Source organism: Halomonas sp. YLB-10 (assembly GCF_003856855.1).
Taxonomy (GTDB): Bacteria; Pseudomonadota; Gammaproteobacteria; order Pseudomonadales; family Halomonadaceae; genus Halomonas; species Halomonas litopenaei.
In genome coordinates this window covers 319,378-341,991 of record NZ_RRCU01000004.1, presented here as the reverse complement: position 1 = coordinate 341,991, position 22,614 = coordinate 319,378, and the positions used below count along the sequence as shown (strand labels likewise).

The 22,614-nt window shown below is 66.0% G+C and carries 21 protein-coding genes; 18 read left to right on the top strand and 3 right to left on the bottom strand.

All coding sequences use genetic code 11. The annotated features are described in order from the left end of the window. Position 1: 1 nt before the first annotated feature. From EBB56_RS11485 to EBB56_RS11435, 12 genes are all read left to right on the top strand, one after another. Complete coding sequence (locus EBB56_RS11485; RefSeq protein ID WP_124804410.1) at positions 2-859, top strand: substrate-binding domain-containing protein; 858 nt, start codon at positions 2-4, stop codon at positions 857-859. Positions 860-1,031: 172 nt separating this feature from the next. Continuing rightward, positions 1,032-1,535, top strand: a complete 504-nt coding sequence (locus EBB56_RS11480; protein WP_045994996.1) for a cupin domain-containing protein — start codon at positions 1,032-1,034, stop codon at positions 1,533-1,535. A 445-nt stretch (positions 1,536-1,980) separates the two neighbouring features. After that, positions 1,981-3,150, top strand: coding sequence for an isovaleryl-CoA dehydrogenase (locus EBB56_RS11475; RefSeq protein WP_108132750.1), 1,170 nt, complete (start codon positions 1,981-1,983; stop codon positions 3,148-3,150). 12 nt (positions 3,151-3,162) lie between these two features. Continuing rightward, positions 3,163-4,770, top strand: coding sequence for a carboxyl transferase domain-containing protein (locus EBB56_RS11470; RefSeq protein ID WP_124804409.1), 1,608 nt, complete (start codon positions 3,163-3,165; stop codon positions 4,768-4,770). 29 nt (positions 4,771-4,799) lie between these two features. Further along, a complete protein-coding gene (locus EBB56_RS11465; protein WP_409360209.1) occupies positions 4,800-5,657 on the top strand; it encodes an enoyl-CoA hydratase-related protein in 858 nt (285 codons plus the stop codon). Next, positions 5,654-7,804: an acetyl/propionyl/methylcrotonyl-CoA carboxylase subunit alpha gene (locus EBB56_RS11460; RefSeq protein ID WP_124804407.1), complete on the top strand. Its 2,151-nt coding sequence runs from the start codon at positions 5,654-5,656 to the stop codon at positions 7,802-7,804. The genes EBB56_RS11465 and EBB56_RS11460 overlap by 4 nt, the downstream gene beginning before the upstream one ends. Further along, on the top strand, positions 7,804-8,718 hold the full coding sequence (locus EBB56_RS11455) for a hydroxymethylglutaryl-CoA lyase (RefSeq protein WP_124804406.1): 915 nt from the start codon (positions 7,804-7,806) through the stop codon (positions 8,716-8,718). The genes EBB56_RS11460 and EBB56_RS11455 overlap by 1 nt, the downstream gene beginning before the upstream one ends. 176 nt (positions 8,719-8,894) lie before the next feature. Beyond that, the gene (locus tag EBB56_RS11450; protein WP_124804405.1) at positions 8,895-9,104 is read left to right on the top strand and encodes a hypothetical protein; all 210 of its coding nucleotides are present in this window, start codon (positions 8,895-8,897) and stop codon (positions 9,102-9,104) included. Between the two features lie 17 nt (positions 9,105-9,121). Further along, the gene (locus EBB56_RS21890) at positions 9,122-9,292 is read left to right on the top strand and encodes a hypothetical protein (RefSeq protein WP_157033145.1); all 171 of its coding nucleotides are present in this window, start codon (positions 9,122-9,124) and stop codon (positions 9,290-9,292) included. A 332-nt stretch (positions 9,293-9,624) separates the two neighbouring features. Further along, the gene (locus tag EBB56_RS11445) at positions 9,625-11,541 is read left to right on the top strand and encodes a sodium:proton antiporter (protein ID WP_221621165.1); all 1,917 of its coding nucleotides are present in this window, start codon (positions 9,625-9,627) and stop codon (positions 11,539-11,541) included. A 104-nt stretch (positions 11,542-11,645) separates the two neighbouring features. Continuing rightward, positions 11,646-11,987, top strand: a complete 342-nt coding sequence (locus EBB56_RS11440; RefSeq protein ID WP_108447738.1) for an MliC family protein — start codon at positions 11,646-11,648, stop codon at positions 11,985-11,987. A 138-nt stretch (positions 11,988-12,125) separates the two neighbouring features. Then, a complete protein-coding gene (locus EBB56_RS11435; protein WP_045995003.1) occupies positions 12,126-12,542 on the top strand; it encodes a RidA family protein in 417 nt (138 codons plus the stop codon). A gap of 47 nt (positions 12,543-12,589) precedes the next feature. Here EBB56_RS11435 and EBB56_RS11430 read toward each other — a convergent pair whose 3' ends face one another. Further along, positions 12,590-13,201 carry a LysE family translocator gene (locus tag EBB56_RS11430; protein WP_045994283.1) on the bottom strand — a complete coding sequence of 204 codons (612 nt, stop codon included), beginning with the start codon at positions 13,199-13,201 and terminating at the stop codon, positions 12,590-12,592. Positions 13,202-13,308: 107 nt separating this feature from the next. Between EBB56_RS11430 and EBB56_RS11425 the strand changes: the two genes are divergently transcribed. The 5 genes from EBB56_RS11425 (at position 13,309) to EBB56_RS11405 (ending at position 20,087) form a co-directional block, all read left to right on the top strand. Continuing rightward, positions 13,309-14,706, top strand: coding sequence for a PLP-dependent aminotransferase family protein (locus tag EBB56_RS11425; RefSeq protein ID WP_124804404.1), 1,398 nt, complete (start codon positions 13,309-13,311; stop codon positions 14,704-14,706). 286 nt (positions 14,707-14,992) lie between these two features. Beyond that, a complete protein-coding gene (gene hutH / locus EBB56_RS11420) occupies positions 14,993-16,531 on the top strand; it encodes a histidine ammonia-lyase (RefSeq protein WP_124804403.1) in 1,539 nt (512 codons plus the stop codon). A 91-nt stretch (positions 16,532-16,622) separates the two neighbouring features. Further along, positions 16,623-18,038 carry a YfcC family protein gene (locus tag EBB56_RS11415; protein ID WP_052704477.1) on the top strand — a complete coding sequence of 472 codons (1,416 nt, stop codon included), beginning with the start codon at positions 16,623-16,625 and terminating at the stop codon, positions 18,036-18,038. 25 nt (positions 18,039-18,063) lie between these two features. Beyond that, positions 18,064-19,266 carry an acetylornithine deacetylase gene (gene argE, locus EBB56_RS11410; protein ID WP_185696423.1) on the top strand — a complete coding sequence of 401 codons (1,203 nt, stop codon included), beginning with the start codon at positions 18,064-18,066 and terminating at the stop codon, positions 19,264-19,266. Further along, positions 19,263-20,087 (top strand): phytanoyl-CoA dioxygenase family protein, encoded by an 825-nt coding sequence (locus tag EBB56_RS11405; RefSeq protein ID WP_124804401.1) that lies wholly within the window; start codon positions 19,263-19,265, stop codon positions 20,085-20,087. The genes argE and EBB56_RS11405 overlap by 4 nt, the downstream gene beginning before the upstream one ends. A gap of 87 nt (positions 20,088-20,174) precedes the next feature. On the opposite strand, the gene EBB56_RS11400 is transcribed toward EBB56_RS11405, so the two are convergent. After that, positions 20,175-20,624, bottom strand: coding sequence for a carboxymuconolactone decarboxylase family protein (locus EBB56_RS11400; RefSeq protein WP_108447732.1), 450 nt, complete (start codon positions 20,622-20,624; stop codon positions 20,175-20,177). A 181-nt stretch (positions 20,625-20,805) separates the two neighbouring features. Between EBB56_RS11400 and EBB56_RS11395 the strand changes: the two genes are divergently transcribed. Next, positions 20,806-21,279: a secondary thiamine-phosphate synthase enzyme YjbQ gene (locus EBB56_RS11395; RefSeq protein WP_124804400.1), complete on the top strand. Its 474-nt coding sequence runs from the start codon at positions 20,806-20,808 to the stop codon at positions 21,277-21,279. Positions 21,280-21,411: 132 nt separating this feature from the next. On the opposite strand, the gene EBB56_RS11390 is transcribed toward EBB56_RS11395, so the two are convergent. After that, positions 21,412-22,071, bottom strand: a complete 660-nt coding sequence (locus EBB56_RS11390) for a DNA-3-methyladenine glycosylase (protein ID WP_108132734.1) — start codon at positions 22,069-22,071, stop codon at positions 21,412-21,414. Between the last annotated feature and the right edge of the window lie 543 nt (positions 22,072-22,614).

Sequence of the window (22,614 nt, the reverse complement as noted above, 5' to 3'; positions counted from 1 at the left end):
CATGACAAGATATCAAGCCTCCACTCCTGCCAGTGCTCTACTTTCCGGCGCTCAGCTTTCCGGCGCCCTGCTGATCGCCGGTCTGGCGGTGTGCGCCACCAGTGCCCAGGCCGAGGATCGCTTCATCACCCTGGCTTCGACCACCTCGACCCAGAACTCGGGGCTGTTCGACGCCATCATCCCGAGCTTTACCGAGGACTCCGGCATCGACGTCCGTGTAGTCGCCGTGGGCACCGGACAGGCCTTCGAGATCGCCAGGCGCGGGGACGCCGACAGCCTGCTGGTGCACGACACCGCCGGCGAGGAAGCCTTCGTGGCGGACGGCTACGCCACCGAGCGCGCCGACGTCATGTACAACGACTTCGTGCTGATCGGCCCGGCCGAGGATCCCGCAGGCATCCGTGACGCCGACAGCGCCGCCGAGGCGCTCAACCTGATCGCCGACAACGCGTCGCCCTTCGCCTCCCGTGGCGACGACAGCGGCACCAACCGGGCGGAGCTGCGGCTGTGGGAGTCGGCGGGGGTCGAACCCGGCGGCGACTGGTACCGTGAACTGGGCAGCGGCATGGGGGCCACCCTCAACACCGCGGCGGGCATGGGTGCCTACGTGATGTCGGATCGTGCCACCTGGGTGGCCTTCGACAACCGTCAGGATCTCGAGCTGCTGTTCGAAGGAGACGAGGTGCTGTTCAACCAGTACGGCAGCCTCAAGCTGTCGCCCGAGCGCCATCCGGAGCTCAAGCACGACCTGGCCGACCAGTGGCACGACTGGCTGTTGTCCGAGGCGGGCCAGCAGGCCATCGGCGACTTCGAGGTCAAGGGACAGCAGCTGTTCTTTCCCAACGCCGACAGCGAGTAATCGCTGGCTTGCGCTGAAGCCGGCGGCCGCGCCCGAGGCAGCAACGTCAACTGACCGGGGTCGTAGCAGGGTCATATATCTCGGTCTAGGCTGATACGAGGATTGACGCGAGACGGGCGAAGGCACGCGATCGGCGTGCTTCGTTCGTCCCCATGACCGACAAGGACCCTCAATGCGAGCTCGCATCCTCTCTCTGTGCCACTGCCCGATCCCCCGCCAGGACCACCAGCACGGTGACAAGGTCGATGCCAAGATCATCAACCTGACGCCGGTGCTGGGCATGCGCGACCTCGGCTGTCGCCGAGTCACCCTGGCACCTGGCTGCCACGCCTGGCCTTTCCACTTCCATCACAACAATGACGAGATGTTCATCGTGCTCAAGGGCAAGGGCAGCGTGCGTCTGGGTGAGAAACGCTACCCCATCGTCGAGGGGGAGCTGATCGCGGCCCCCGCCGGCGACGCCGACTGCGCACACCAGATCATCAACGACTCCGACGAACCCCTGACCTACCTGTGTATCAGCAGCATGAACGCTCCGGACGTGATGGAGTATCCCGACTCAGGCAAGTTTGGTGTACTGGCCGGCAGCGCTCCGGGCGGCGACAAGGCCGAGCGCAGCTTCGAACACTACGGCATGCGCCAGGACGCGGTGGACTACTGGCAGGACGAAGGTTGATGGGACGGGCGTGCCTGGAGGCAGACGGCTCACCCTTGCCGTATCGCTCCATGCCTCGTGCCAGGCGCGCTTTCTCAGACGTTGCCGGTCTCGTCCCTGAATCTGGCCTGGCATTGAACCACTGCCATTATCCTGATCTCGACCTGAACCGCACGGCCCCCCTGTTCACCCCATCGCCCTGACCCGAAGGCGTTGTCTGGCGCTTTTGGTGGCTACCCACTGCCGGGCACCTGCCGCTCGACTACCCGCACCTATCTACCAACTTTGGTCGCAAGCATCACAAGCTGCACTTTACGTTAACGTAAACCTTGCCTAGTCTTCTTGTCATCCCGTGAACGCTCACCGCCTGCGGTGCCGTTTCACCTCGTCACCAACACCATCAATAAAGATGGTCCGGCCCCCTCCTGGCGCCGTATCGACCATCAAGGATGCCCCGGAGCCCATCATGTTCAGCCCCTATACGCCCCTCGATTTCGGCCTCGACGAAACCCTGGTCATGCTGCGCGACCAGGTCAATGCCTTCGCCCGCGACGAGATCGCCCCCCGCGCCGGCGAGATCGACGAGAAAAACGAATTCCCCGCCGACCTGTGGCAGAAGTTCGGCGACATGGGCCTGCTCGGCATCACCGTGTCCGACGAGGACGGCGGCACCGGCATGGGTTATCTGGCCCACTGCATCGCCATGGAAGAAATCTCCCGGGCCAGCGCCTCGGTGGGCCTGTCCTACGGCGCCCACTCCAACCTGTGCGTCAATCAGCTCAAGATCAACGCCTCCGCCGAACAGAAGGCCAGGTACCTGCCCAAGCTGATCTCCGGCGAGCACGTAGGGGCGCTGGCCATGTCGGAGCCGGGCGCCGGTTCCGACGTGGTGTCGATGAAGCTGCGCGCCCGCAAGGACGGCGACCGCTATATCCTCAACGGCAACAAGATGTGGATCACCAACGGCCCCGACGCCGACGTGCTGGTGGTCTACGCCAAGACCGATCCTGACGCCGGCTCCAAGGGCATGACGGCCTTTATTATCGAGAAGGGCTTTGCCGGCTTCTCCACCGCCCAGAAGCTCGACAAGCTCGGCATGCGCGGCTCCAACACCTGCGAACTAGTGTTCGAGGACTGTGAAGTCCCCGCCGAGAACGTGCTGGGCGAGGTCGGCAAGGGCGTGCGCGTGCTGATGAGCGGGCTGGACTACGAGCGCACCGTGCTGGCTGCTGGCCCCATCGGCATCATGCAGGCGGCGATGGACGTGGTGGTGCCTTACATCCACGAGCGCAAGCAGTTCAACCAGTCCATCGGCGAGTTCCAGCTGGTCCAGGGCAAGGTTGCCGACATGTACACCACCCTGAACGCCTGCCGCGCCTACCTCTACACCGTCGCCGCCGCCTGCGACCGCGGCCAGACCTCGCGCAAGGACGCCGCCGGGGTGATCCTCTACTGCGCCGAGAAGGCCACTCAGGTGGCGCTGGACGCCATCCAGCTGCTCGGCGGCAACGGCTACATCAACGAGTACCCGACCGGGCGCCTGCTGCGTGACGCCAAGCTCTACGAGATCGGTGCCGGCACCAGCGAGATCCGGCGCATGCTGATCGGGCGTGAGCTGTTCAACGAATCCAAGTAAGGGGAGCCGGTCATGGCGATTCTGGACACCAAGATCAACCCGCGCTCCGAGGAGTTCCAGGCCCGGGACGCGGCCATGCGCGCCGAAGTCGGCAAACTGGCCGAACTGACCGCTGCCATCCGCCGTGGCGGTGGCGACAAGGCCCGTAGCCGGCACGAATCCCGCGGCAAGCTGTTCGTACGCGACCGCATCGACCACCTGCTCGACGAGGGCTCGCCCTTCCTCGAACTGTCGGCGTTGGCCGCCCATGAGGTGTACGACGCCGAAGTGCCGGCGGCCGGCATCGTCACCGGCATCGGCCGCGTTTCGGGCGTCGAGTGCGTGATCGTCGCCAACGACGCTACCGTCAAGGGCGGCACCTATTTTCCGCTGACGGTGAAGAAGCACCTGCGCGCCCAGGAAGTCGCGCGCAAGCATCGCCTGCCCTGCGTCTACCTGGTCGACTCCGGCGGTGCCTTTCTGCCGCGCCAGGACGAGGTATTCCCCGACCGCGACCACTTCGGCCGGATCTTCTACAACCAGGCCACCCTGTCGGCGGAGGGAATTCCCCAGATCGCCGTGGTGATGGGCTCCTGCACCGCCGGTGGCGCCTATGTGCCGGCCATGGCCGATGAATCGATCATCGTGCGCGAGCAGGGCACGATCTTTCTCGGCGGCCCGCCGCTGGTCAAGGCCGCGACCGGCGAGACCATCAGCGCCGAGGACCTGGGCGGCGCCGACGTCCATACCCGGATCAGCGGGGTCGCCGACCACTACGCCGACAACGACGCCCACGCCCTGCAGATCGCCAGGCGCTGCGTGTCCCGCCTGAACTGGCAGAAGCGCGGCGAGCTGGCGATGGCCGCTCCGCGCCCGCCCAGCCTCGACCCCGAGGAGCTCTACGGTATCGTCGGTACCGACCTCAAGAAGCCCTTCGAGGTGCGCGAGGTCATCGCGCGGATCGTCGACGGCTCCGACTTCGACGAGTTCAAGCGCTACTACGGCGATACCCTGGTCACCGGCTTCGCCCATATCCACGGTCATCCGGTGGGCATCGTCGCCAACAACGGGGTGCTGTTCTCGGAGAGCGCGGTCAAGGGCGCCCACTTCATCGAGCTGTGTGCCCAGCGCAGGATTCCGCTGGTGTTCCTGCAGAACATCACCGGCTTCATGGTCGGTTCGAAGTACGAGCACGAGGGCATCGCCAAGCATGGCGCCAAGCTGGTGACCGCGGTGTCCTGCGCCAAGGTGCCCAAGTTCACGGTGCTGATCGGCGGTAGCTTCGGTGCCGGCAACTACGGCATGTGCGGCCGCGCCTTCGAGCCCAACCTTTTGTTCATGTGGCCCAACGCCCGCATCTCGGTGATGGGCGGCGAGCAGGCCGCCGGCGTGCTGTCCCAGGTCAAGCGCGAGCAGATCGAACGCGCCGGCGAGTCCTGGTCCGCCGAGGACGAAGAGGCCTTCAAGAAGCCGACCCGCGAACAGTACGAACACCAGGGCCATCCCTACTACGCCAGCGCCCGACTGTGGGACGACGGCGTGATCGACCCGGCCCAGACCCGCGATGTACTGGGCCTGTCGCTGGCCGCCGCGATGAATGCCGAGATCGAACAGACGCGCTTCGGCGTCTTCCGCATGTAATGCCCTCAAGGATGGATCCCATGTCAGACATGTCCCAACTACGGATCGACGCCCGGGGGGTTGCCTGGTTGACCCTGACCCGCCCCGAGGTGCACAACGCCTTCGACGACGCCCTGATCGGCGAGCTCAACGCCCACCTGGATCAGGTACGCCAGGCCGCCGACAGCGGCGAGGTACGAGTGCTGGTGCTGGGTTCAGAGGGCAAAAGCTTCTCCGCCGGCGCCGACCTCAACTGGATGAAGCGCATGGTCGACTACAGCGTCGACGACAACCTGGCCGACTCGCGTGAGCTGTCTCGCCTGATGCACGGCCTCGACAGCCTGCCCTGCGTGACGGTGTGCCGGGCCCAGGGTGCGGCCTTCGGTGGCGCGGTAGGCCTGGCCGCCTGCTGCGACATCGTGATCGCCTCCGACAGGGCCAAGTTCTGCCTGTCCGAGGTGCGCATCGGGCTGTCGCCGGCGGTCATCAGCCCCTACGTGCAGCGCGCCATCGGCAGCCGTCAGATTCGCCGCTACGCGCTCAGCGCCGAAGTGATGGATGCCGCCACCGCCCAGCGACTGGACCTGGTCCACCGGGTGGTCGCCGCCGACGAACTCGACGCCGCCATCGACGCGATGCTCCACACCCTGCTGGCCACCTCGCCCCAGGCCAGCCGGGCCACCAAGGGCCTGCTGGCGGAAGTCGCCAGAGACACCGACAGTGACGCCACCCGCGAGCGCACCTGTCAGGTCATCAGTGAACTGCGCACCAGCGCCGAAGGCCAGGAGGGACTGGCGAGTTTCCTCGAGAAGCGCCGTCCGGCCTGGACCGACAGCGCCTCTTCCACCAGCCCCCCTTCATCCGCCAGCCCCCCCTCATCCACCAGCAAAAAAGGGAGCGCCTCATGAGCTCGAATCCGTCAGACCGCCAGCCGCGCTTCGACACTCTGCTGGTGGCCAATCGTGGCGAGATCGCCTGTCGTGTCATGGCCACCGCCCGGGCCATGGGCCTGAAGACGGTGGCGGTGTACTCCGACGCCGATGAAGGCGCGCGCCACGTGCGCGAAGCCGATGAGGCGATCCGCATCGGTCCGGCGCCGGCCCGGGAAAGCTATCTCGATGTCGACAAGGTCATCGCGGCGGCCCGCCGCAGCGGCGCCGGCGCCATCCATCCCGGCTACGGTTTCCTGTCGGAAAACGAGGCCTTCGTCAGCGCCTGCGAAGACGCCGGTATCGTCTTCGTCGGCCCGCCCGCCTCCAGCATCAAGGCCATGGGCGACAAGTCCGCCGCCAAGGCCCGCATGATGGACGCCGGGGTGCCTCTGGTGCCGGGCTACCACGGCGATGATCAGGACGACGACCTGCTCAAGCGCGAGGCGGACGCCATCGGCTACCCGGTGCTGCTCAAGGCCAGCGCCGGTGGCGGCGGCAAGGGCATGCGCGTGGTCGAGAACGCCGACGAGTTCCAGGCGGCCCTGGACGGCTGCCGACGGGAGTCCCGGGCGGCCTTCAACGACGACCGCATGTTGATCGAGAAGTACCTGACCCAGCCTCGCCACGTCGAGGTCCAGGTGTTCTGCGACAGCCACGGCGGCGGCGTCTACCTGTTCGAGCGTGACTGCAGCGTGCAGCGTCGTCACCAGAAGGTGCTCGAGGAAGCCCCTGCACCGGGCATGACCCTGGAACTGCGCCACGCCATGGGCGAGGCGGCGGTGCGCGCGGCCCAGGAGATCGGCTACGTCGGCGCCGGCACGGTGGAATTTCTGCTCGACGCCTCACCGGGGCAGGACGGCTCTTTCTATTTCATGGAGATGAACACCCGCCTGCAGGTGGAACACCCGGTCACCGAGATGATCACCGGCCAGGACCTGGTCGAGTGGCAGCTGCGCGTGGCCATGGGCGAGCGCCTGCCGCTGAGCCAGGATGAGCTGACCATCGACGGCCACAGCTTCGAGGCGCGGCTCTACGCCGAGGACGCCGACCAGGACTTCCTGCCGGCCACCGGCCTGCTCAGCCACTTCTCGCTGGACCTCGAGGGCGCCTCGCTGGACCCGGCCAGGGTGCGCCTGGACAGCGGGGTCGAAAGCGGTGACATGGTGTCGATGCACTACGACCCCATGCTGGCCAAGCTGATCACCCACGGCCCCGACCGCGCCTCGGCGCTGGCGACCCTCAACCGCGCCCTGGCGGCGCTGGACGTGCGTGGTGTGGTCACCAACCGCGGCTTCCTGCAGCGCCTGGCCACCCACCCGGACTTCCAGGCGGCCAACCTCGATACCCGCTTTATCGAGCGCCACGAGGACAGCCTGTTCGCCTCCCGCGGCCTCGACCAGGACAGCCTGGCCAGCGCCGCCCTGGTGGCGCTGCATCAGCTGTCTCGGGAGTGCGAGAGCGACTCGCCCTGGGACCGCCACGACGGCTTTCGCCTGAACGGCCCGCGCCAGATCCGTATCGCACTGTGCGACCCGCGCGAGGCGCTGGACGCCGAGCCTGCGAGCCTGGCGCTGGTCGAGGGACGTCATGGGGCCAGCGACGACGCCTGGCAGCTCAGCATCAGCGGGGCCAATCGCGACGAGGTCCAGCAGGTATCGGCGAGCCTCACCGATCTGCCCGGCGACGCCGTGGCGATCACCCTGGACGGCCACCGCCGCCGCCTGCAGGCGCGCCTGGTGGGCGAAGGCAAGGAGCGCAACGAGATCGTGCTGTCGAGCCCCGAGGGCGAGGTCCGCCTCTACTGGCGGCGTATCGACGCCATCGACCACGGCCAGCACGAGGTCGAGTCGACCCTGACCGCGCCCATGCACGGTACCGTGGTGGCGCTGCTGGTTGCGCCCGGTGCTGCCGTTGCCAAGGGTGACGCCCTGATGGTGATGGAAGCGATGAAGATGGAGCACACCCTCACCGCCCCGGCCGACGGCGCCGTGGCCAGCTTCCACTTCGCCGCCGGCGACACCGTCGGCCAGGGCGACGTGCTGCTGGAGTTCGACGCCGGCGCGTCGCCAACAGAGGCGCAGTCAGAGACACAGCCCGAAACCGAGCAAAAGGAGTCCCGCTGATGGCCCTTCCCGCCAGCGTTCGCATCGTCGAAGTCGGGCCTCGCGACGGCTTGCAGAACGAGCCGGACCCGATCACCACGGCGACCAAGCTCGAACTGGTCGAGCGCCTGGCCCAGGCCGGCCATCGCCACATCGAGGCGGCCAGCTTCGTGTCGCCCAAATGGGTGCCGCAGATGGCCGACCACCGCGAGGTGATGACCGCCCTGATGCGAGAGGGAAAAGGTCAGCCAGGGGTGCGCTATTCGGCACTGACCCCCAACCTCAAGGGACTGGAGGCGGCCATCGAGTGCGGCGTCGATGAGGTGGCGGTGTTCGGCGCGGCCTCGGAGTCGTTCTCGCAAAAGAACATCAACTGCTCCATCGCCGAGTCGCTCGATCGCTTCGCCCCGGTGGTGGAACGCGCCCGCGATCAGGGGATCCAGGTGCGCGGCTATGTGTCCTGCGTGCTCGGCTGCCCCTACGAAGGCGACATCGCCCCCGAGCAGGTGGTGGCGGTCGCCCGGGCGCTGGACGAGATGGGCTGCTACGAGGTGTCGCTTGGCGACACCATCGGCACCGGTACCCCGCTCAAGGCCCGGCGCATGCTCGAGGCGGTGGCCCGTGACGTTCCGGTCGAGCGTCTGGCCGCCCACTTCCACGACACCTATGGCCAGGCGCTGGCCAATCTGGCCGCGGTACTCGAGGACGGCATCCAGGTAATCGACAGCTCGGTGGCGGGCCTCGGGGGCTGCCCCTACGCCAAGGGCGCCAGCGGCAATGTCGCCACCGAGGACGTGGTCTACCTGCTTGAAGGCCTGGGCATCGAAACCACGGTGGACCTCGAGCGCATCGCCGCCGTAGGCGACTGGATCACCCGCGCCATCGGGCGTCCCAATCGCTCCAAGGCCGGTGTGGCGGTGGTTGCCAAGGGCTGACCAATGCCGAGGGGGAAGGCAAGAGAGGAAGGAACGGGGCCAGCGCGGTTCTCTCCTTTCTTTTCTCTCCCTTCCCTCTCTTTCCTCCCCCTCCCCATGCCTTCCGCTTCCTTTCCATCCCGCGACATACATCGCATCGTGCTATTCTCAGTGTCAGTCCATGAGAGGAACAGGACATGAGCGCACAGGGCCAACGCATTCTCGAGCAGATTCAGCAGCAGCTGCAGCAATCTACCGAGGCGGCAGAGACGGCAGGCTGGGATGACGTGGATATCACTGCCTCGGGTACCGTGGTGGTGCGCAGGTACGCCAGCAAGGACGCCGCCGAGCTCGAGCGCCAACGCATCGACCAGAGCTTCCCCCTGGCTTCCCACGACAGCCAGTAGCAGCGTAGCCGCCCACCATGATCGGGCTGCTCATCTTTCCCGTGCTGGTGTGTGGCTATATCTACCTCACCGAAAGCCCTGCCGAGCGCATCCGTATCAGCCTCTACCATGGCTGGTCGCTCTACATTCGTGCCGCGCAGTTCGGCATTCTTATTGTCGCGGTGGTCGCCTTGCTGTTCGCCAGCTGATGGCAACCGGACTTTATCTGCAACGCCTCCTCCTCCCGCCACCATGGCATCGCTTCCGATTGCTTCATTCCTCACGAACAGAACACGCAGGGCGAACACTTCCCCGCCCTCGGTAGTACGAAGGCTCCTTCAATGCCTGCGTGGCGCGGGCCCCTGAGTCTCCGGGTAACTGTGCCGATCGGGTCGCAAGCGTTTACAGGGTTGGTTGTGAATGCAGCGGGCGCCGCCTAGCGTTATGCCTTGTAGGAACAGTGCCTGCGCTCGCCGACGTTACCTCGCCAGCCTGGCAAGCAAAGCACTGCCTGCACCGATTCGACCACAGGGAAGCCCTCATGACCCCCGTTCTCGTCTTCTGCCTGATCGCGGCGCTCGGTATCGGCGCCCAGTGGCTGGCCTGGCGCTGGAAGGTGCCGGCCATCGTTCTGCTGCTGCTGAGCGGCGTACTCATCGGCCCGGTAACCGGTGTGCTCGACCCACGCTCGGTATTCGGCGAGTTGCTCGAACCGCTGATCGCGGTCGCCGTGGCGATGATCCTGTTCGAGGGTGGCCTGACGCTGAACCTGACACGGCTGAAGGGCGCGGAGCTTGCGGTGAAGCGCCTGGTGTTCTTCGGCGGCCCGCTGGTCTGGCTGCTGGCGACCCTGTCGGGTCACTACATCGGTGGACTGACCTGGGCATCGGCTTCGGTGCTTGGCGGCATCCTGATCGTCACCGGCCCCACCGTCATCATTCCCCTGCTGCGCCAGGCCAGCCTCAAGCGACGACCGGGGGAGATCCTGCGCTGGGAGGCGATCCTCAATGACCCGGTGGGCGCCCTGGCGGCGGTGCTGGCCTTCGAACTCGCCATCGTTCTCAACTCCTCTCACTCGCTGTCGATGACCCTCGGCCATATGGCGCTGGGCATCGCGGTGGCGAGCGCGGTGGGACTGGCCACCGCCTGGGGCCTGATCCGCGCGATCAAGGGCGGCCATATCCCCGAGTTTCTCAAGGTGCCGGTGATCATCTTCTTCGTCATGGCCACCTACGCCCTGCCCAATGCGCTGCTGCATGAAAGCGGCCTGCTGGCGGTCACCGTGATGGGCGTGGTGATCGGCAATTCGTCGCTGTCGTCGCTGGACGAGATCCGCCGCTTCAAGGAGAACATCACCGTACTGCTGGTCTCCGGGGTATTCATCCTGCTGGCCGCTCAGGTGGACCTGGGCACCCTGGCCACCCTGACGACCCGCGAGATCCTGTTCGTCGCGGTGGTACTGCTGCTGGTCCGCCCGCTGGCGGTCTTCATATCGTTGATCAAGGTCGACCTGCCCTTCGGCGAGAAGCTGATGGTCGGCTGGATCGGTCCACGCGGGGTGGTCGCGGTGGCCATCGCTGGTCTGTTCGGCGCGCGCCTGGTCGACATCGGCATCGAGGACGCCGCCCTGCTGTCGCCATTGGCCTTTGCCATCGTCGCGGTCACGGTGCTGCTTCACGGCTTCTCGCTGCAGCCCCTGGCCCGTCGCTTCAATCTTCAGTCCACCGATACCAAGGGGCTGTTGATCATCGGCGCCAACCCCTTCACGGTCGCCCTTGCCGAGGCCATCCAGTCCACCGGGCGCCCGGTGCTGATCGCCGATCGCAACTACAACCATCTGCGCCAGGTCAGAGGCCGCGACATTCCCACCTACTACGGCGAGGTACTCACCGAGGAGGCCGAGCTGACACTCGAGTTCAGCCGTTTCGACAGCATGGTGGCGCTGACCGACAACGACGACTACAACGCCCTGCTGTGCATGCACTATGCTCCCGAATTCGGCCACCATCAGGTGTACCGCTTCGCCCCGGGGGGCGGTGCCGGTGGCGATCATCTCGAGCAGACCCTGGGCGGGCGCTTCTTCGCCAAGGAACTCGACTTCGAACAGGCCACCAACTACATCCGCGAGGGCTGGTGCGTCCGTCTGACGCGCCTCAGCGAGAGCTATTCGTTCGAGGACTATCGACGCGACAACCCCGACGCCCGGGTGATCTCGACCTACAGCGAGGATGGCGAAGTACGCGTCATGCACAAGGATGAAAGCTTCGATGCCGGTGACGGCGAGACTCTGCTAGCCCTGGTGCCCGACGACACCCATCGCGACAAGGCAGAGCGCCACGCCAGACGCCAGGAGCAACAACCGACGGATGTCAGCGTTGACGACGGGGCCCATGACGATAACGACGGCGACTCCCGCGGCAACACGACTCCCGGACGCGAACCGCCTGAGCAGGGCTGATCCGGCGAGGTATCGTGGCGGGTGCGGAACTTGTGTAGCCTGGGAAGGCCTAACGCCAGGCGAGCCTTCTCCACGGCTCCCTTCATATGACAAGGAGATGTTTCATGAACGCCAGCTGGATCCCTGTTGCCGCCTTCACTGCGCTGTTCACCGCCCTGGCCGGCTGTGCCGGCGGCAGTGGCCATGATGACAGTGCCGACGCCGCAGCCTCGCCCTCCGCCGACTACATCTGCCAGGATGGCAGCCAGTTCACCATCGTCTTCGACAGTCAGGACAGCGCCGAGGTACAGATGCACGGCGACAGCTTCCCGCTCGAACGTCAGCCCGCCGCCTCGGGCATGCACTACGCCTCGGAAAACGGCCAGCACGTCTTCCGTGGCAAGGGCAACGAGGCCACCTGGACCATCGGCCGGCGCATGCCGGTGCAGTGCGAAGTCAGCAGCTGACGCCCGCGCTATTCCCGGACGCTCTCCGCAGTCAACCGACAAACGCATTTCCGCCGCCTGCTTTCCGCAAGGAAAGTCGGCGGCATTCGCCAGACATTTCTCCAGCGGCACAACGACCAAGCCGCAGCAGGAGGCAAGATGGCACGCTACTTCAACGACCCCACCCTACCCAGCCCCGAGTTTCCGGGCTCCCATCTGGTCATGGACGAACACTACGTCCATCTGTCGGGGCTGACCGCCGCCGATATCCAGGGCAGTGACGCCATTCTCGGTGACGCCGCCGAAGAAACTCGCTGGATCCTCAGGCGACTGTCTCACCTGCTCGAGCAGGCGGATTGCACCCTGGCCGACACCGTGCGTGTTCAAGTGCACCTCACCGACCTGTCGCTGCAACAGGCGGTGGATGATGTCTATTCCGAGTGGTTCGAGGCTGCGCGCTATCCGGCGCGTACCTGCACCGTGTCGCCACAGCTGCATGGCGGCGCCGCAGTGGAGATCACCCTGACCGCCCGGCGGCCCGAGGGGGCATCGCCTGATGAGCCCAGCGAGGGCTGAGTCTTCTTGACCAAGCCTGACGCCCCAACCGCGTTAGACTGAAAGGTTCAGGCCAGGATCATCACCACGCAGGCCGCGGTGAGCGCTCCCATCACCCCATTGAACACCCGCCAGGATCGGTCGCTCTTCAACAGGCGGCCGATGGCGGTGCCAAACCCTGCCCACAGAGCGATGCAGGGCAGCCCCACCAGTTCCGCCACGCCCGCCAGCAACAGGGCGTTGACCCAGGGGTTGCCGCCGTCCGGCAGGAACCCCGCCATCAACGCGATACCCATGACCCACGCCTTGGGGTTGGCAAACTGGAACGCCGCCGCCTGCACGAAGGACAGCGGGCGGGCATCGCCTACCCGCAGGTCCGGCGGCGGGGCCGTCGCGATCTTCCACGCCAGGTACAAGAGGTACAGGCTGCCGACCAGCTTGAGTCCGCCCTGCACCACCGGATAGCGCTCGAACACCACCCCGAGCCCAAGCGCGATCGAGGCGAACAGCACGAAACAGCCACCCAGGATGCCGAACAGGTGTGGCAGGGTACGCAGGAAGCCGTAGTTGGCGCCGGAGGCGGTCAGCATCACGTTGTTGGGACCCGGCGTGATGGTCATGGACACCATGAACAGCGCTGCCGGAAGCAGAAAGGCGAGCTGACTAGCGGTCTCTTCCATGATTGTACCCCTACAATTTTTGCATTATGGTGTGAAACAAGGTGAATTGACCCCGGTTTTTAAAGCATACTCAGGCACCAATTGCCGTCAAAGAGTTTATTGTCACCATGACAATCTGGACTCCCTCCCTCGAATTCGACTCCCGCTCGGCCCGCTATCGTCAGATCGCCTCGGCCATCGGCGAGGCCATCGACCAGGGCCAGCTCGCCGCCGGCGATCGACTGCCCCCGCAACGGGCCCTGGCCGACGCGCTGGGCGTCACCGTGGGCACCATCACCCGCGCCTACAGCGAAGCCCAGCAACGGGGCTGGGTATCGTCCCGGGTCGGCAGTGGCACCTACGTCAATGACGCCGCCGCCGGCAACAGCCCCTTCGATGTACACGTCGCAGCCGACTCCGATGGCGTGGTCGACATGAGCCTGAGCTTTGCTCCGCCGCACCCCTGGCGTCATCAGTGTCTGCAGCAGGCCCTGGCGGAGGTGACCGAAGACCCGGCCTGCCTTGCCATGGTCGCCGCCTACCAGCCCGACATCGGCACCCGGCAGCACAGAGAGGCGCTGTCACGTTGGCTTGAGGATCTCGGCTTTCCCCTGCACGAGGTGCTGGCGATCACCCAGGGCGGCCAGCACGGCATCGACCTGTGCCTGAGAGCCCTGACCCGCCCCGGCGACAGCGTGGCCGCCGACGCTCTCACCTATCCGGGGTTCAACGCCGCCACCCGCCACGCTCACCTCAAGCCGATGGCGGTACCCCTGGACGACGACGGCATGGACATCGATGCACTGGCACGCCTGTGCCAACGCCAGGTGCCCCGCCTGGTCTACCTGACCCCGGACCAGAACAACCCCACCAGCGCGGTGCTTTCGACGCAGCGCAGGGAACAGCTCGTCGCCCTGGCGCGCCGCCATGACTTCTGGCTGATCGAGGACGCCGTCCAGTACCTGCCGCGGGAGGATCGCGGTGTGTCTCTGCTGGAACTGGCGCCGGAACGCACGCTGCAGGTATTCAGCACCTCCAAGGTGCTTTCCGGTGGCCTCAGGGTCGGCACCCTGCAGATGCCGGCCACCCTGCGCGAGCGCATCGGCAGCCTGCTGCGGGCGCAGTCATGGATGTGTCCGCCGCTGATGACCGAGGTGGCGCGGCGCTGGATCGCCTCACCCCGCTACCCCGAACTGCTGGCCTGGCAGACCGCAGAGCTGGCCGCTCGGCAGCGTCTGGCACGGACAAGCTTCGAGGCCCTGACGCCCCGCCATCTCACCCATGGCGCCAACTTCTGGCTACCGCTGCCCGAAGGCCGCCGGGCCAGCGAGGTACAGGCCCTGCTGAAGAGCGAAGGCGTGCTGGTGGCAACGCCTGAACCCTTCTGTACCGGCAGCGAGCCGGCGCCCCAGGCCATTCGCCTGTGCGTGGGCGCCCCCGACAGCCGCGAGTCCCTGCAACAGGCCCTCGCCACCGTGCGACGTGTGCTGGAGCAGGGGGACACCAGCCCCTGGGCAACACTGTAGCGACGGTCCGACACCTGCCTGAATTCGCTGACGTTGTGAACCAGGTCCAGACGTCCATTGACCCATCCCTGCGCTAGCCGACCCAGTCGCCCGCCCCGCTCATGTCAGTGGCGAAATCTGTATAGAAGATCGGGCACAGTCTGTGACACACATCGTCACTCCCCCTGACGATTCTTGCCTTCCGTTCGACGATAGCCGCCTTGACGCCGCGCCATTGCCCTGCTGTTAATGTATATACATTAAAATTTTTCCATCATGTTCGGCCAAGTCTCGGGAGCTCGCCACCATGCATCGACTCGTCATCACCCCAGGCCAACTCACCCTCCAAGACATGCGCCGGCTCCTCACGTCACCGACAGTGGTGTCTCTGGAGCCCTCGGCATACGCCGCCATCGACGCCTCGGTGGCGACGGTGGCTGGCGTCATCGACGAGGGACGCACCGCCTACGGGGTCAACACCGGCTTCGGCCTGCTGGCTCAGACCCGCATCGAGCGCGAACGCCTGGAGGACCTGCAGCGCTCGCTCGTGCTATCCCACGCCACCGGCGTCGGTGAACGCCTGGACGACGAGCTGGTAAGGCTGATCATGACGCTGAAGGTGGCAAGCCTGGCACGCGGCTACTCCGGCATTCGCGGCGAAGTCCTCGACGCCCTGATCACCCTGATCAACACCGAGGTCTGGCCGGTCATCCCCGCCAAGGGCTCGGTAGGTGCCTCGGGCGACCTGGCGCCACTGGCCCATATGAGTCTGGTGCTGCTGGGCGAGGGCCAGGCACGCCACCGTGGCGAGACCCTCTCGGGACGGGACGCCCTGAACGTGGCTGGCCTGTCGCCCCTGACCCTGGCACCCAAGGAGGGATTGGCGCTGCTCAATGGCACCCAGGTCTCCACCGCGCTGGCGCTGCGCGGTCTGTTCGAGGCCGAAGATCTGTTTGCCAGCGCCACCGTGTGCGGCGCCCTGAGCGTCGAGGCGAGCCTGGCCTCACGGGTTCCCTTCGACGCCCGCATCCACGAACTGCGCGGCCAACCCGGGCAGATCGACGTTGCCAGGGCCTATCGTCACCTGCTCGAGGACACCAGCGAGGTGGGGGCCTCCCACGCCGACTGTGACCGCGTCCAGGACCCCTACTCGCTGCGCTGCCAGCCTCAGGTCATGGGCGCGGTGCTCGACCAGATCCGCCACGCGGCCAGGGTGCTCGAGATCGAGGCCAACGCCGTCACCGACAACCCGCTGGTGTTCGCCGACAACGGCGACATCCTCTCGGGCGGCAACTTCCACGCCGAGCCGGTTGCCCTTGTGGCCGACAATCTGGCGCTGGCGCTGGCGGAGATCGGGGCCCTGTCGGAGCGACGCATCTCGCTGATGATGGACACCCACATGTCCCGGCTTCCCCCCTTCCTGGTCGAAAACGGCGGCGTAAATTCCGGCTTCATGATTGCCCAGGTGTCAGCCGCCGCGCTGGCCAGCGAGAACAAGGCTCTGGCCCACCCTCACAGCGTCGACAGCCTGCCTACCTCGGCCAATCAGGAGGACCATGTGTCCATGGCGCCGGCGGCGGGACGGCGACTCAAGGAGATGGCGGCCAATGTTCGCGGCGTGCTGGCCATCGAATGGCTGGCAAGCTGCCAGGGCCTCGACATGCGCGAGGGGCTTGCCTCGACACCTTTGCTGGAGCAGGCCCGTCAGCGACTGCGTCGCCGGGTGACCCACTATGACCACGATCGTTACTTCGCACCGGACATCGAGGCCGCCACACGTCTGCTGGACGAAGGCGCATTGTGTGACCTCGTTCTCGACGATCTTCTGCCCAGCCGCGCGCCCTGACTCGACAGGCTTCGCTGGTTCGGACTAAACCGAAAGGATCAATGAACTCAGCCCCAGGTGCCACAAACCCGCCACCAGCGAGAGTCAGCCGATGAATCATGACAAGATGGCCGCCAGACCACACGTCGAGCAACAGAGGCCGCTGCCCCACGCCTTCGTCATCCTCTTCTTTCTCGCCCTGCTGGCGGCCATCGTCACCTGGTTCGTCCCCAGCGGAAGCTTCGAACGCATCACCAACGCCGACGGGCGCTCCGTCATCGTCGCCGGCACCTACCAGGCCATCGACTCCCCGGGCATCGGTCCCTTCGAGTTCTTCAACGCCTTCTTCGAAGGGATGAAGAGCGGCTCGTCGATCATCTTCTTTCTGGTCATCGTCGGCGGTACCTTCGGGGTCCTGAGACGCTCCCGCGCCATCGAAGGGCTGGTCCACTTCCTGCTGGTGAAGCTCAAGGGCCGCGAGATCCTGATCATCCCGCTGATGATGACCTTCTTCGCCCTGTGTTCCGGTACCTACGGCATGATCGAGGGCAGCATCGTCTACATCTTCATCCTGCTGCCGCTGGCGCGACGTATCGGCTACGACGCCGTGGTCGCCGCCGCCATCCCGCTGATCGGCACCGCCATCGGCTACACCGGCTCCTTTCTCAATCCCTTCAACGTCGGCGTCGCCCAGAGCATCGCCGAATTGCCGCTGTTTTCCGGCATGGGCTACCGCTTCGTCTGCTGGCTTGCGTTCGTCGCCCTGAGCATCGGCTACGTTATGTTCTACGCCCGTCGCGTGCAGGCAAGGCCAGAGCGCAGTGTGGTCTACGGCCTGGCCCCGCCCGATGAAGAAGGACCGGGCGATCACGTCGACCTGACCCCTCGCCACCTGCTGATCCTCGGCGCCTTCGCCCTGGCCCTGGTGGCGATCATCGCCGGGGTCAGTGCCTTCGGCTGGTACCTCAAGGAGATGGCCGGCGTCTTCCTGCTGCTGGGTATCGTCACCGGACTGCTCGCCGGCATGCGAGCCAACACCATCGCCGGAGCCTTTTCCACCGGCTGCAAGGACATGATGGATGGCGCCCTGGCGGTGGGCCTGGCCTTCACCATCGTGGTCATCGTGCAGCACAGCGAGATCATCGACACCATCATCCATTCGCTTTCCACGCTGATCGGCGACACCTCGGCGTCGGCCGCAGCACTGGGCATGTTCGCCATGCAAAGCGCGATGAACTTCATCGTCACCTCGGGCAGCGGCCAGGCGGCGCTGACCATGCCCATCATGACGCCCATCGCGGACCTCGCCGAGGTACACCGCCAGGTCGCGGTGCTGGCCTTCCAGTTTGGCGACGGCATCTCCAATGCCTTTACTCCTACCGCCGGCTGGTTGATGGCGGGACTCACCATCGCCGGCATTCCCTGGAGCCGCTGGATGCGTTTCATGCTGCCGCTGATCGCCCTGCTCTATGCCCTCGGCGCTGTGCTCATCCTGCTGGCGACCCTGGTGGTCTGGCCCCTCGCCTGACGGTCTGCACTCACGGAGCTTCGTCTTGACCAGCAACACGCTACCCTTGAGCCTTGCGATGATCGAACGCCTGGTGGCCTTCGACACCACCAGTCATCGCTCCAACCTTGAACTGATCAACGACGTCGCCGGCTGGCTCGAGGCGCGTGGGGCAGCGGTGACCCTGCTCTACAACGACAGCGGCGACAAGGCCAACCTGATCGCCGAATTTGGCCCCCGCGACGCCCCGGCCCTGCTGGTTTCCGGCCACACCGACGTGGTGCCGGCGAGCCACGCGGACTGGCGCGTCACCGCCCCGTTCACGCCGAAACGCCACGCTGAACGCCTGTACGGTCGCGGTACGGCGGACATGAAGGGATTCATCGGCGTGGCCCTGACGAAACTGGCCGCCTGGCAGGCAGAGCACTCGCGTCACTCGGTGTTGCTGGCGCTGTCCTTCGACGAAGAGGTCGGGTGCCTGGGTGCCCCGCTGATGCTGCCGTTTCTCGAGGTCCACAAGGAACGCCTGCGGGGCATCATCGTCGGCGAACCCACCGCGATGCGCATCGCCAACGCCCACAAGGGCCACGTCGGCATGCGCGCCACCATCGAGGGCGTGGGAGGCCACTCGGGCTACCCGGGGCGAGGCGTCAACGCCATCGACGTCGGCGCGGGCGTGGTTGCGCAGATCCGCCAGCTGGCACGGGAAAAGCGCCTGATGTCGCTCACCGATCAGCGCTTCGATCCCCCCTACTCCACGGTCCACGTCGGGCTGATCGAGGGTGGCAGCGCGCTGAATCAGATCCCCGAGCACTGCCGCATCGACTTCGAGATGCGCCCGCTGCCCGGGCAGCCCGCCATGGAAATCCTCGAGCGCCTGCGCAAGGACTTTCCCAGCGGCCTGGATCGCGACCTGATCGGCCTGGGCCGTCGCGCCAGACTGACCCTGGAATGCCGCGGCCAGTACCCACCGCTGGACGAACGCCGCCAAGGCTACCTGTCATGGATCGCCGAGCTGGCCGAATGCAGCGTCGAGCCGTTGGCGCTCGGCTTCGGCTGCGAGGCCGGGCTGTTCGCCCAGCTGGGCGTCCCTACCGTGATCTGCGGCCCCGGCAGCATCCATCAGGCCCATCAGCCAGACGAGTTCATCGCCTTCGATCAGATCACGAAGTGCGAGGGTTTCTTCGACCGGCTGTTGTCACAGCTGTCCTTTCCTCTTCCTGACTTCCACCGCCTGGAGGCCCCATGAACCTGCGCATCCATCCCGACACCATGGTCAGCGACGAAGACGTCGCCGCCTTCCAGCGCGACGGCGCCATCTGTCTACGCGGCATCTTCTGCCCCCAGGAGCTCAAGCGACTGGCGGAGGGCATCGAGGACAACCTGCGCGATCCCAGCCCCCGGGCCAAGGTCGCCAGTCGACCCGATGACCCAGGCTGGTTCTTCGAGGACTTCTGCAACTGGCAGACCAACGAAGCGTATCGGGGTTTCATCTTCGACTCGCCGCTGGGGCTTATCGGGCAACGCCTGATGGGCTCGCGCCAGGTACGCCTCTACCACGACCATCTACTGGTCAAGGAACCGGGCACGCGCCAGCGTACCCCCTGGCACCAGGACCAGCCCTACTACAACGTGGAAGGCAGTCAGAACGTCAGCATGTGGCTACCGGTGGATCCGGTATCCCGGGCGGCCACCCTGGAGTTTGTGGCCGGGTCCCACAAGGGGCCCTGGCTGATGCCACGGACCTTCATGGACCACCAGGCCAGCTGGTTCCCCGAGGGCAGTCTGGCCGAGCTGCCTGACATCGAGGCCCAGCGTGAACGCTACACCATCCTTGGCTGGGCGCTGGAACCCGGCGACGCCGTATTCTTCAACATGCTGACCCTGCACGCCTCGGGTGGCGTCAGTGGCCCTCATCGCCGTCGCGCTTTCTCGGTGCGTCTGCTGGGTGACGACATGGTCCACGCACCGCGGGCCTGGACCACCTCGCCGCCCTTTCCCGGCCTCGCCGACGAACTGCCCGCGGGCAGCCCCATGGAGCATCCGCTGTTTCCGCTGCTGGCAGGATGATCTTTCCCGCCGGCCTGCTTGGCGGGGCATAGGGGCAAGACGACGTCGCCTACCCGCGCGGGAGACGTTCGGTCGCGCCGCAGGACGTCACTCCACCGGGAAGGCGAACGCCAGCGCGATCCGGTTCCAGGCGTTGATGGAGACCACCAGCGCCGTCACGTTGACCTGCTCTTCGGGGGTGAATTCCGCGGCCAGGCGGGTGTAGTCGCCGCCGCCGATCTCCTGGCCGCTGACCAGCGTCAGCGCCTCGGTCCAGGCCAGCGCTGCCTGTTCACGGCGACTGAAGAGCTGGGTCTCTCGCCACGCCGACAGAACATCCAGACGCGACTGCTGCTCACCGTCCTCGCGTGCTTCCTGGCTGTGCATGCGCAGACAGAAGGCGCAACCGTTCAGCTGGGAGGCGCGCAGCTTGATCAGGTGCACCAGCTCAGACTCGATGCCCGCCTCGGCCACGGCGCGCTCGAGTTCCACCAGGGACTTGGCCAGCATCGGCTGGTGGCGAAAGACGTCGGCCCGGGTCAGACGTTGATCTTTCATTCGGGACTCCTCACAGGACGGTAAAGGAGGTAGTCTTTGCGCGTTTGAATTCCTTACCGCTGGCCGCCTGATCGCGCCTGTCTGCCTCGAGCGATGGCCCTGCTGCACAGGGGCTTTCCTGCGCAAGGGCCTTGCCGTGCCATGGCCTCCAGCGTCAACGCCGACAATGAGACCGTCCTAGATGTGGTTCCAGAGCACCCTTCGCCTCGCTGCCCGCCCCCGGGGCTTTCACCTGATCACCGATGAGGTCGTTCAGGCACTGCCGGACCTGCCGAGCATGCGCATCGGCCTGCTCCACGCCTTCATCCAGCACACCTCGGCATCGCTGACCATCAACGAAGACGCCGATCCCACGGTACGTGGCGACTTCGAGCGTCACTTCAATGTGATGGTGCCGGAGAACGCACCCTACTACCGTCACACCCAGGAGGGCAGCGACGACATGCCGGCCCACCTCAAGGCCAGCCTGCTGGGGCCATCACTCAGCATTCCCATCACCGAGGGGCGCCTGGCGATGGGCACCTGGCAGGGTATCTATCTGTGCGAGCACCGCGACCACGCCGGGCCTCGCCAGCTTGTGCTGACCTTGAACGGCGAACGCACCCGCTGGCGCCCGGAACAGGCGATGCCCGACCCCTACCGCCGTCGCGACTAAGTCACCCTGCTGTCGCCATCAGCGGGCCCCGCGTGCAGAGCTTCGGCCGCGCACCCTGCACGGCTGTCACCGGTCATCCTCGCTTCCGCGCCTTCCTTGCCTTCCTAGCCTTCTCGGCTTGCCTGGCCCGGTTCAGGACTTCGCCAGGCGTCGGTAATCCGGTTGTTCGTTGCAGCGCCACAGGTACCAGGACGCCACCGAGCGCCAGGGCCTGCAGGGTTCGCACAGCTCGCGGGTCTCCCTTGGCGTCGGCATGCGTTCCCAGCCGAACAGGTAGCGCGCGCCGTCGCGGATGCCCAAGTCATCCACCGGCAGGATATCGGGACGTCCAAGGGTGTTGATCAGCATCATCTCGACGGTCCAGCGGCCGATACCCTTGATGGCGGTGAAACGCTTGATCAGCTCTTCGTCCTCCATCTCGGCGGCCTGTTCGCGGTTGGGGATTCGACCGTCCAGTGCCGCCTCGGCGAGGCCCTGGAGGGTCGCCTGCTTGCGTGCCGAGAAGCCACAGGCTCGAAGCTCCTCCGAGGAGAGCTCGGACAGTTGCCGGGGACTGGGGAAATCCTGCCCCGGGAACAGCGCCGTCAGACGGCCGACAATCGCCGCCGCCGCCTTGCCATGGAGCTGCTGATAGGCCACCGCCCTGGACAACGACTCGTAGGGGCTGCGATCGAGGGCGGTGGTCAGTCCGCAGTCGCCCACCCGATCGATCAGCCCCGCCCAACCGTCATCCAACTGGCGCAGATGGGCCTGGGCAGGACCCAGGTGTACGGCGATATCGTGTACTTGCATAGAGGTTCCTTGTCGTCAGGGCGCTCGCTTGAACCGAGCGACACACGCCTTTGGTTTCAGACCTTTGTCGTAGACAAGCCAGGCGCCTGTCAATCCTCGCCCACGCGCTTCAAAAAAAGCGACATCCGGGATGTACCCGCACCGCGACCCGCGTATACTTTGTTGCACTGCGAAACGCCGATATAGCCGACTCGCGTCTCACGCGTCGAAGGCCTTGACGCCTGGCTTCAGCGCCTCCGAGCATGACGCCGCAGATGCTGACCGCCGGGACATCCGTATCCAGCGTACAGGCGCTATTCGCAAGCCCAGTTTGCAAGACCTGTTCGCAAGCCCTATCCGCTCCCCCTGGTCCAACCGGCCAGGGCGTAGCACACCACGCTCAGGACCGAACTCCCGCGATGGACACGTCACAATCGCCTCCCCCGTCACACCAGCGCCTGACCTCCTCGGGTGATGCGACGGGCCGAGCCGATGTGCCTGCTGCTGCCCCCCTTTTACGGCCTCGAGCCAGCGCTCGAGCCGACACGACTCACCCATCCTACC

Excerpts from the sequence above, each read along its gene's own strand:
- EBB56_RS11485 (WP_124804410.1), top strand. The coding sequence starts at position 2 with ATGACAAGATATCAAGCCTCCACTCCTGCCAGTGCTCTACTTTCCGGC.
- EBB56_RS11480 (WP_045994996.1), top strand. The coding sequence starts at position 1,032 with ATGCGAGCTCGCATCCTCTCTCTGTGCCACTGCCCGATCCCCCGCCAG.
- EBB56_RS11475 (WP_108132750.1), top strand. The coding sequence starts at position 1,981 with ATGTTCAGCCCCTATACGCCCCTCGATTTCGGCCTCGACGAAACCCTG.
- EBB56_RS11470 (WP_124804409.1), top strand. The coding sequence starts at position 3,163 with ATGGCGATTCTGGACACCAAGATCAACCCGCGCTCCGAGGAGTTCCAG.
- EBB56_RS11465 (WP_409360209.1), top strand. The coding sequence starts at position 4,800 with ATGTCCCAACTACGGATCGACGCCCGGGGGGTTGCCTGGTTGACCCTG.
- EBB56_RS11460 (WP_124804407.1), top strand. The coding sequence starts at position 5,654 with ATGAGCTCGAATCCGTCAGACCGCCAGCCGCGCTTCGACACTCTGCTG.
- EBB56_RS11455 (WP_124804406.1), top strand. The coding sequence starts at position 7,804 with ATGGCCCTTCCCGCCAGCGTTCGCATCGTCGAAGTCGGGCCTCGCGAC.
- EBB56_RS11450 (WP_124804405.1), top strand. The coding sequence starts at position 8,895 with ATGAGCGCACAGGGCCAACGCATTCTCGAGCAGATTCAGCAGCAGCTG.
- EBB56_RS21890 (WP_157033145.1), top strand. The coding sequence starts at position 9,122 with ATGATCGGGCTGCTCATCTTTCCCGTGCTGGTGTGTGGCTATATCTAC.
- EBB56_RS11445 (WP_221621165.1), top strand. The coding sequence starts at position 9,625 with ATGACCCCCGTTCTCGTCTTCTGCCTGATCGCGGCGCTCGGTATCGGC.
- EBB56_RS11440 (WP_108447738.1), top strand. The coding sequence starts at position 11,646 with ATGAACGCCAGCTGGATCCCTGTTGCCGCCTTCACTGCGCTGTTCACC.
- EBB56_RS11435 (WP_045995003.1), top strand. The coding sequence starts at position 12,126 with ATGGCACGCTACTTCAACGACCCCACCCTACCCAGCCCCGAGTTTCCG.
- EBB56_RS11430 (WP_045994283.1), bottom strand. The coding sequence starts at position 13,201 with ATGGAAGAGACCGCTAGTCAGCTCGCCTTTCTGCTTCCGGCAGCGCTG.
- EBB56_RS11425 (WP_124804404.1), top strand. The coding sequence starts at position 13,309 with ATGACAATCTGGACTCCCTCCCTCGAATTCGACTCCCGCTCGGCCCGC.
- hutH (WP_124804403.1), top strand. The coding sequence starts at position 14,993 with ATGCATCGACTCGTCATCACCCCAGGCCAACTCACCCTCCAAGACATG.
- EBB56_RS11415 (WP_052704477.1), top strand. The coding sequence starts at position 16,623 with ATGAATCATGACAAGATGGCCGCCAGACCACACGTCGAGCAACAGAGG.
- EBB56_RS11405 (WP_124804401.1), top strand. The coding sequence starts at position 19,263 with ATGAACCTGCGCATCCATCCCGACACCATGGTCAGCGACGAAGACGTC.
- EBB56_RS11400 (WP_108447732.1), bottom strand. The coding sequence starts at position 20,624 with ATGAAAGATCAACGTCTGACCCGGGCCGACGTCTTTCGCCACCAGCCG.
- EBB56_RS11395 (WP_124804400.1), top strand. The coding sequence starts at position 20,806 with ATGTGGTTCCAGAGCACCCTTCGCCTCGCTGCCCGCCCCCGGGGCTTT.
- EBB56_RS11390 (WP_108132734.1), bottom strand. The coding sequence starts at position 22,071 with ATGCAAGTACACGATATCGCCGTACACCTGGGTCCTGCCCAGGCCCAT.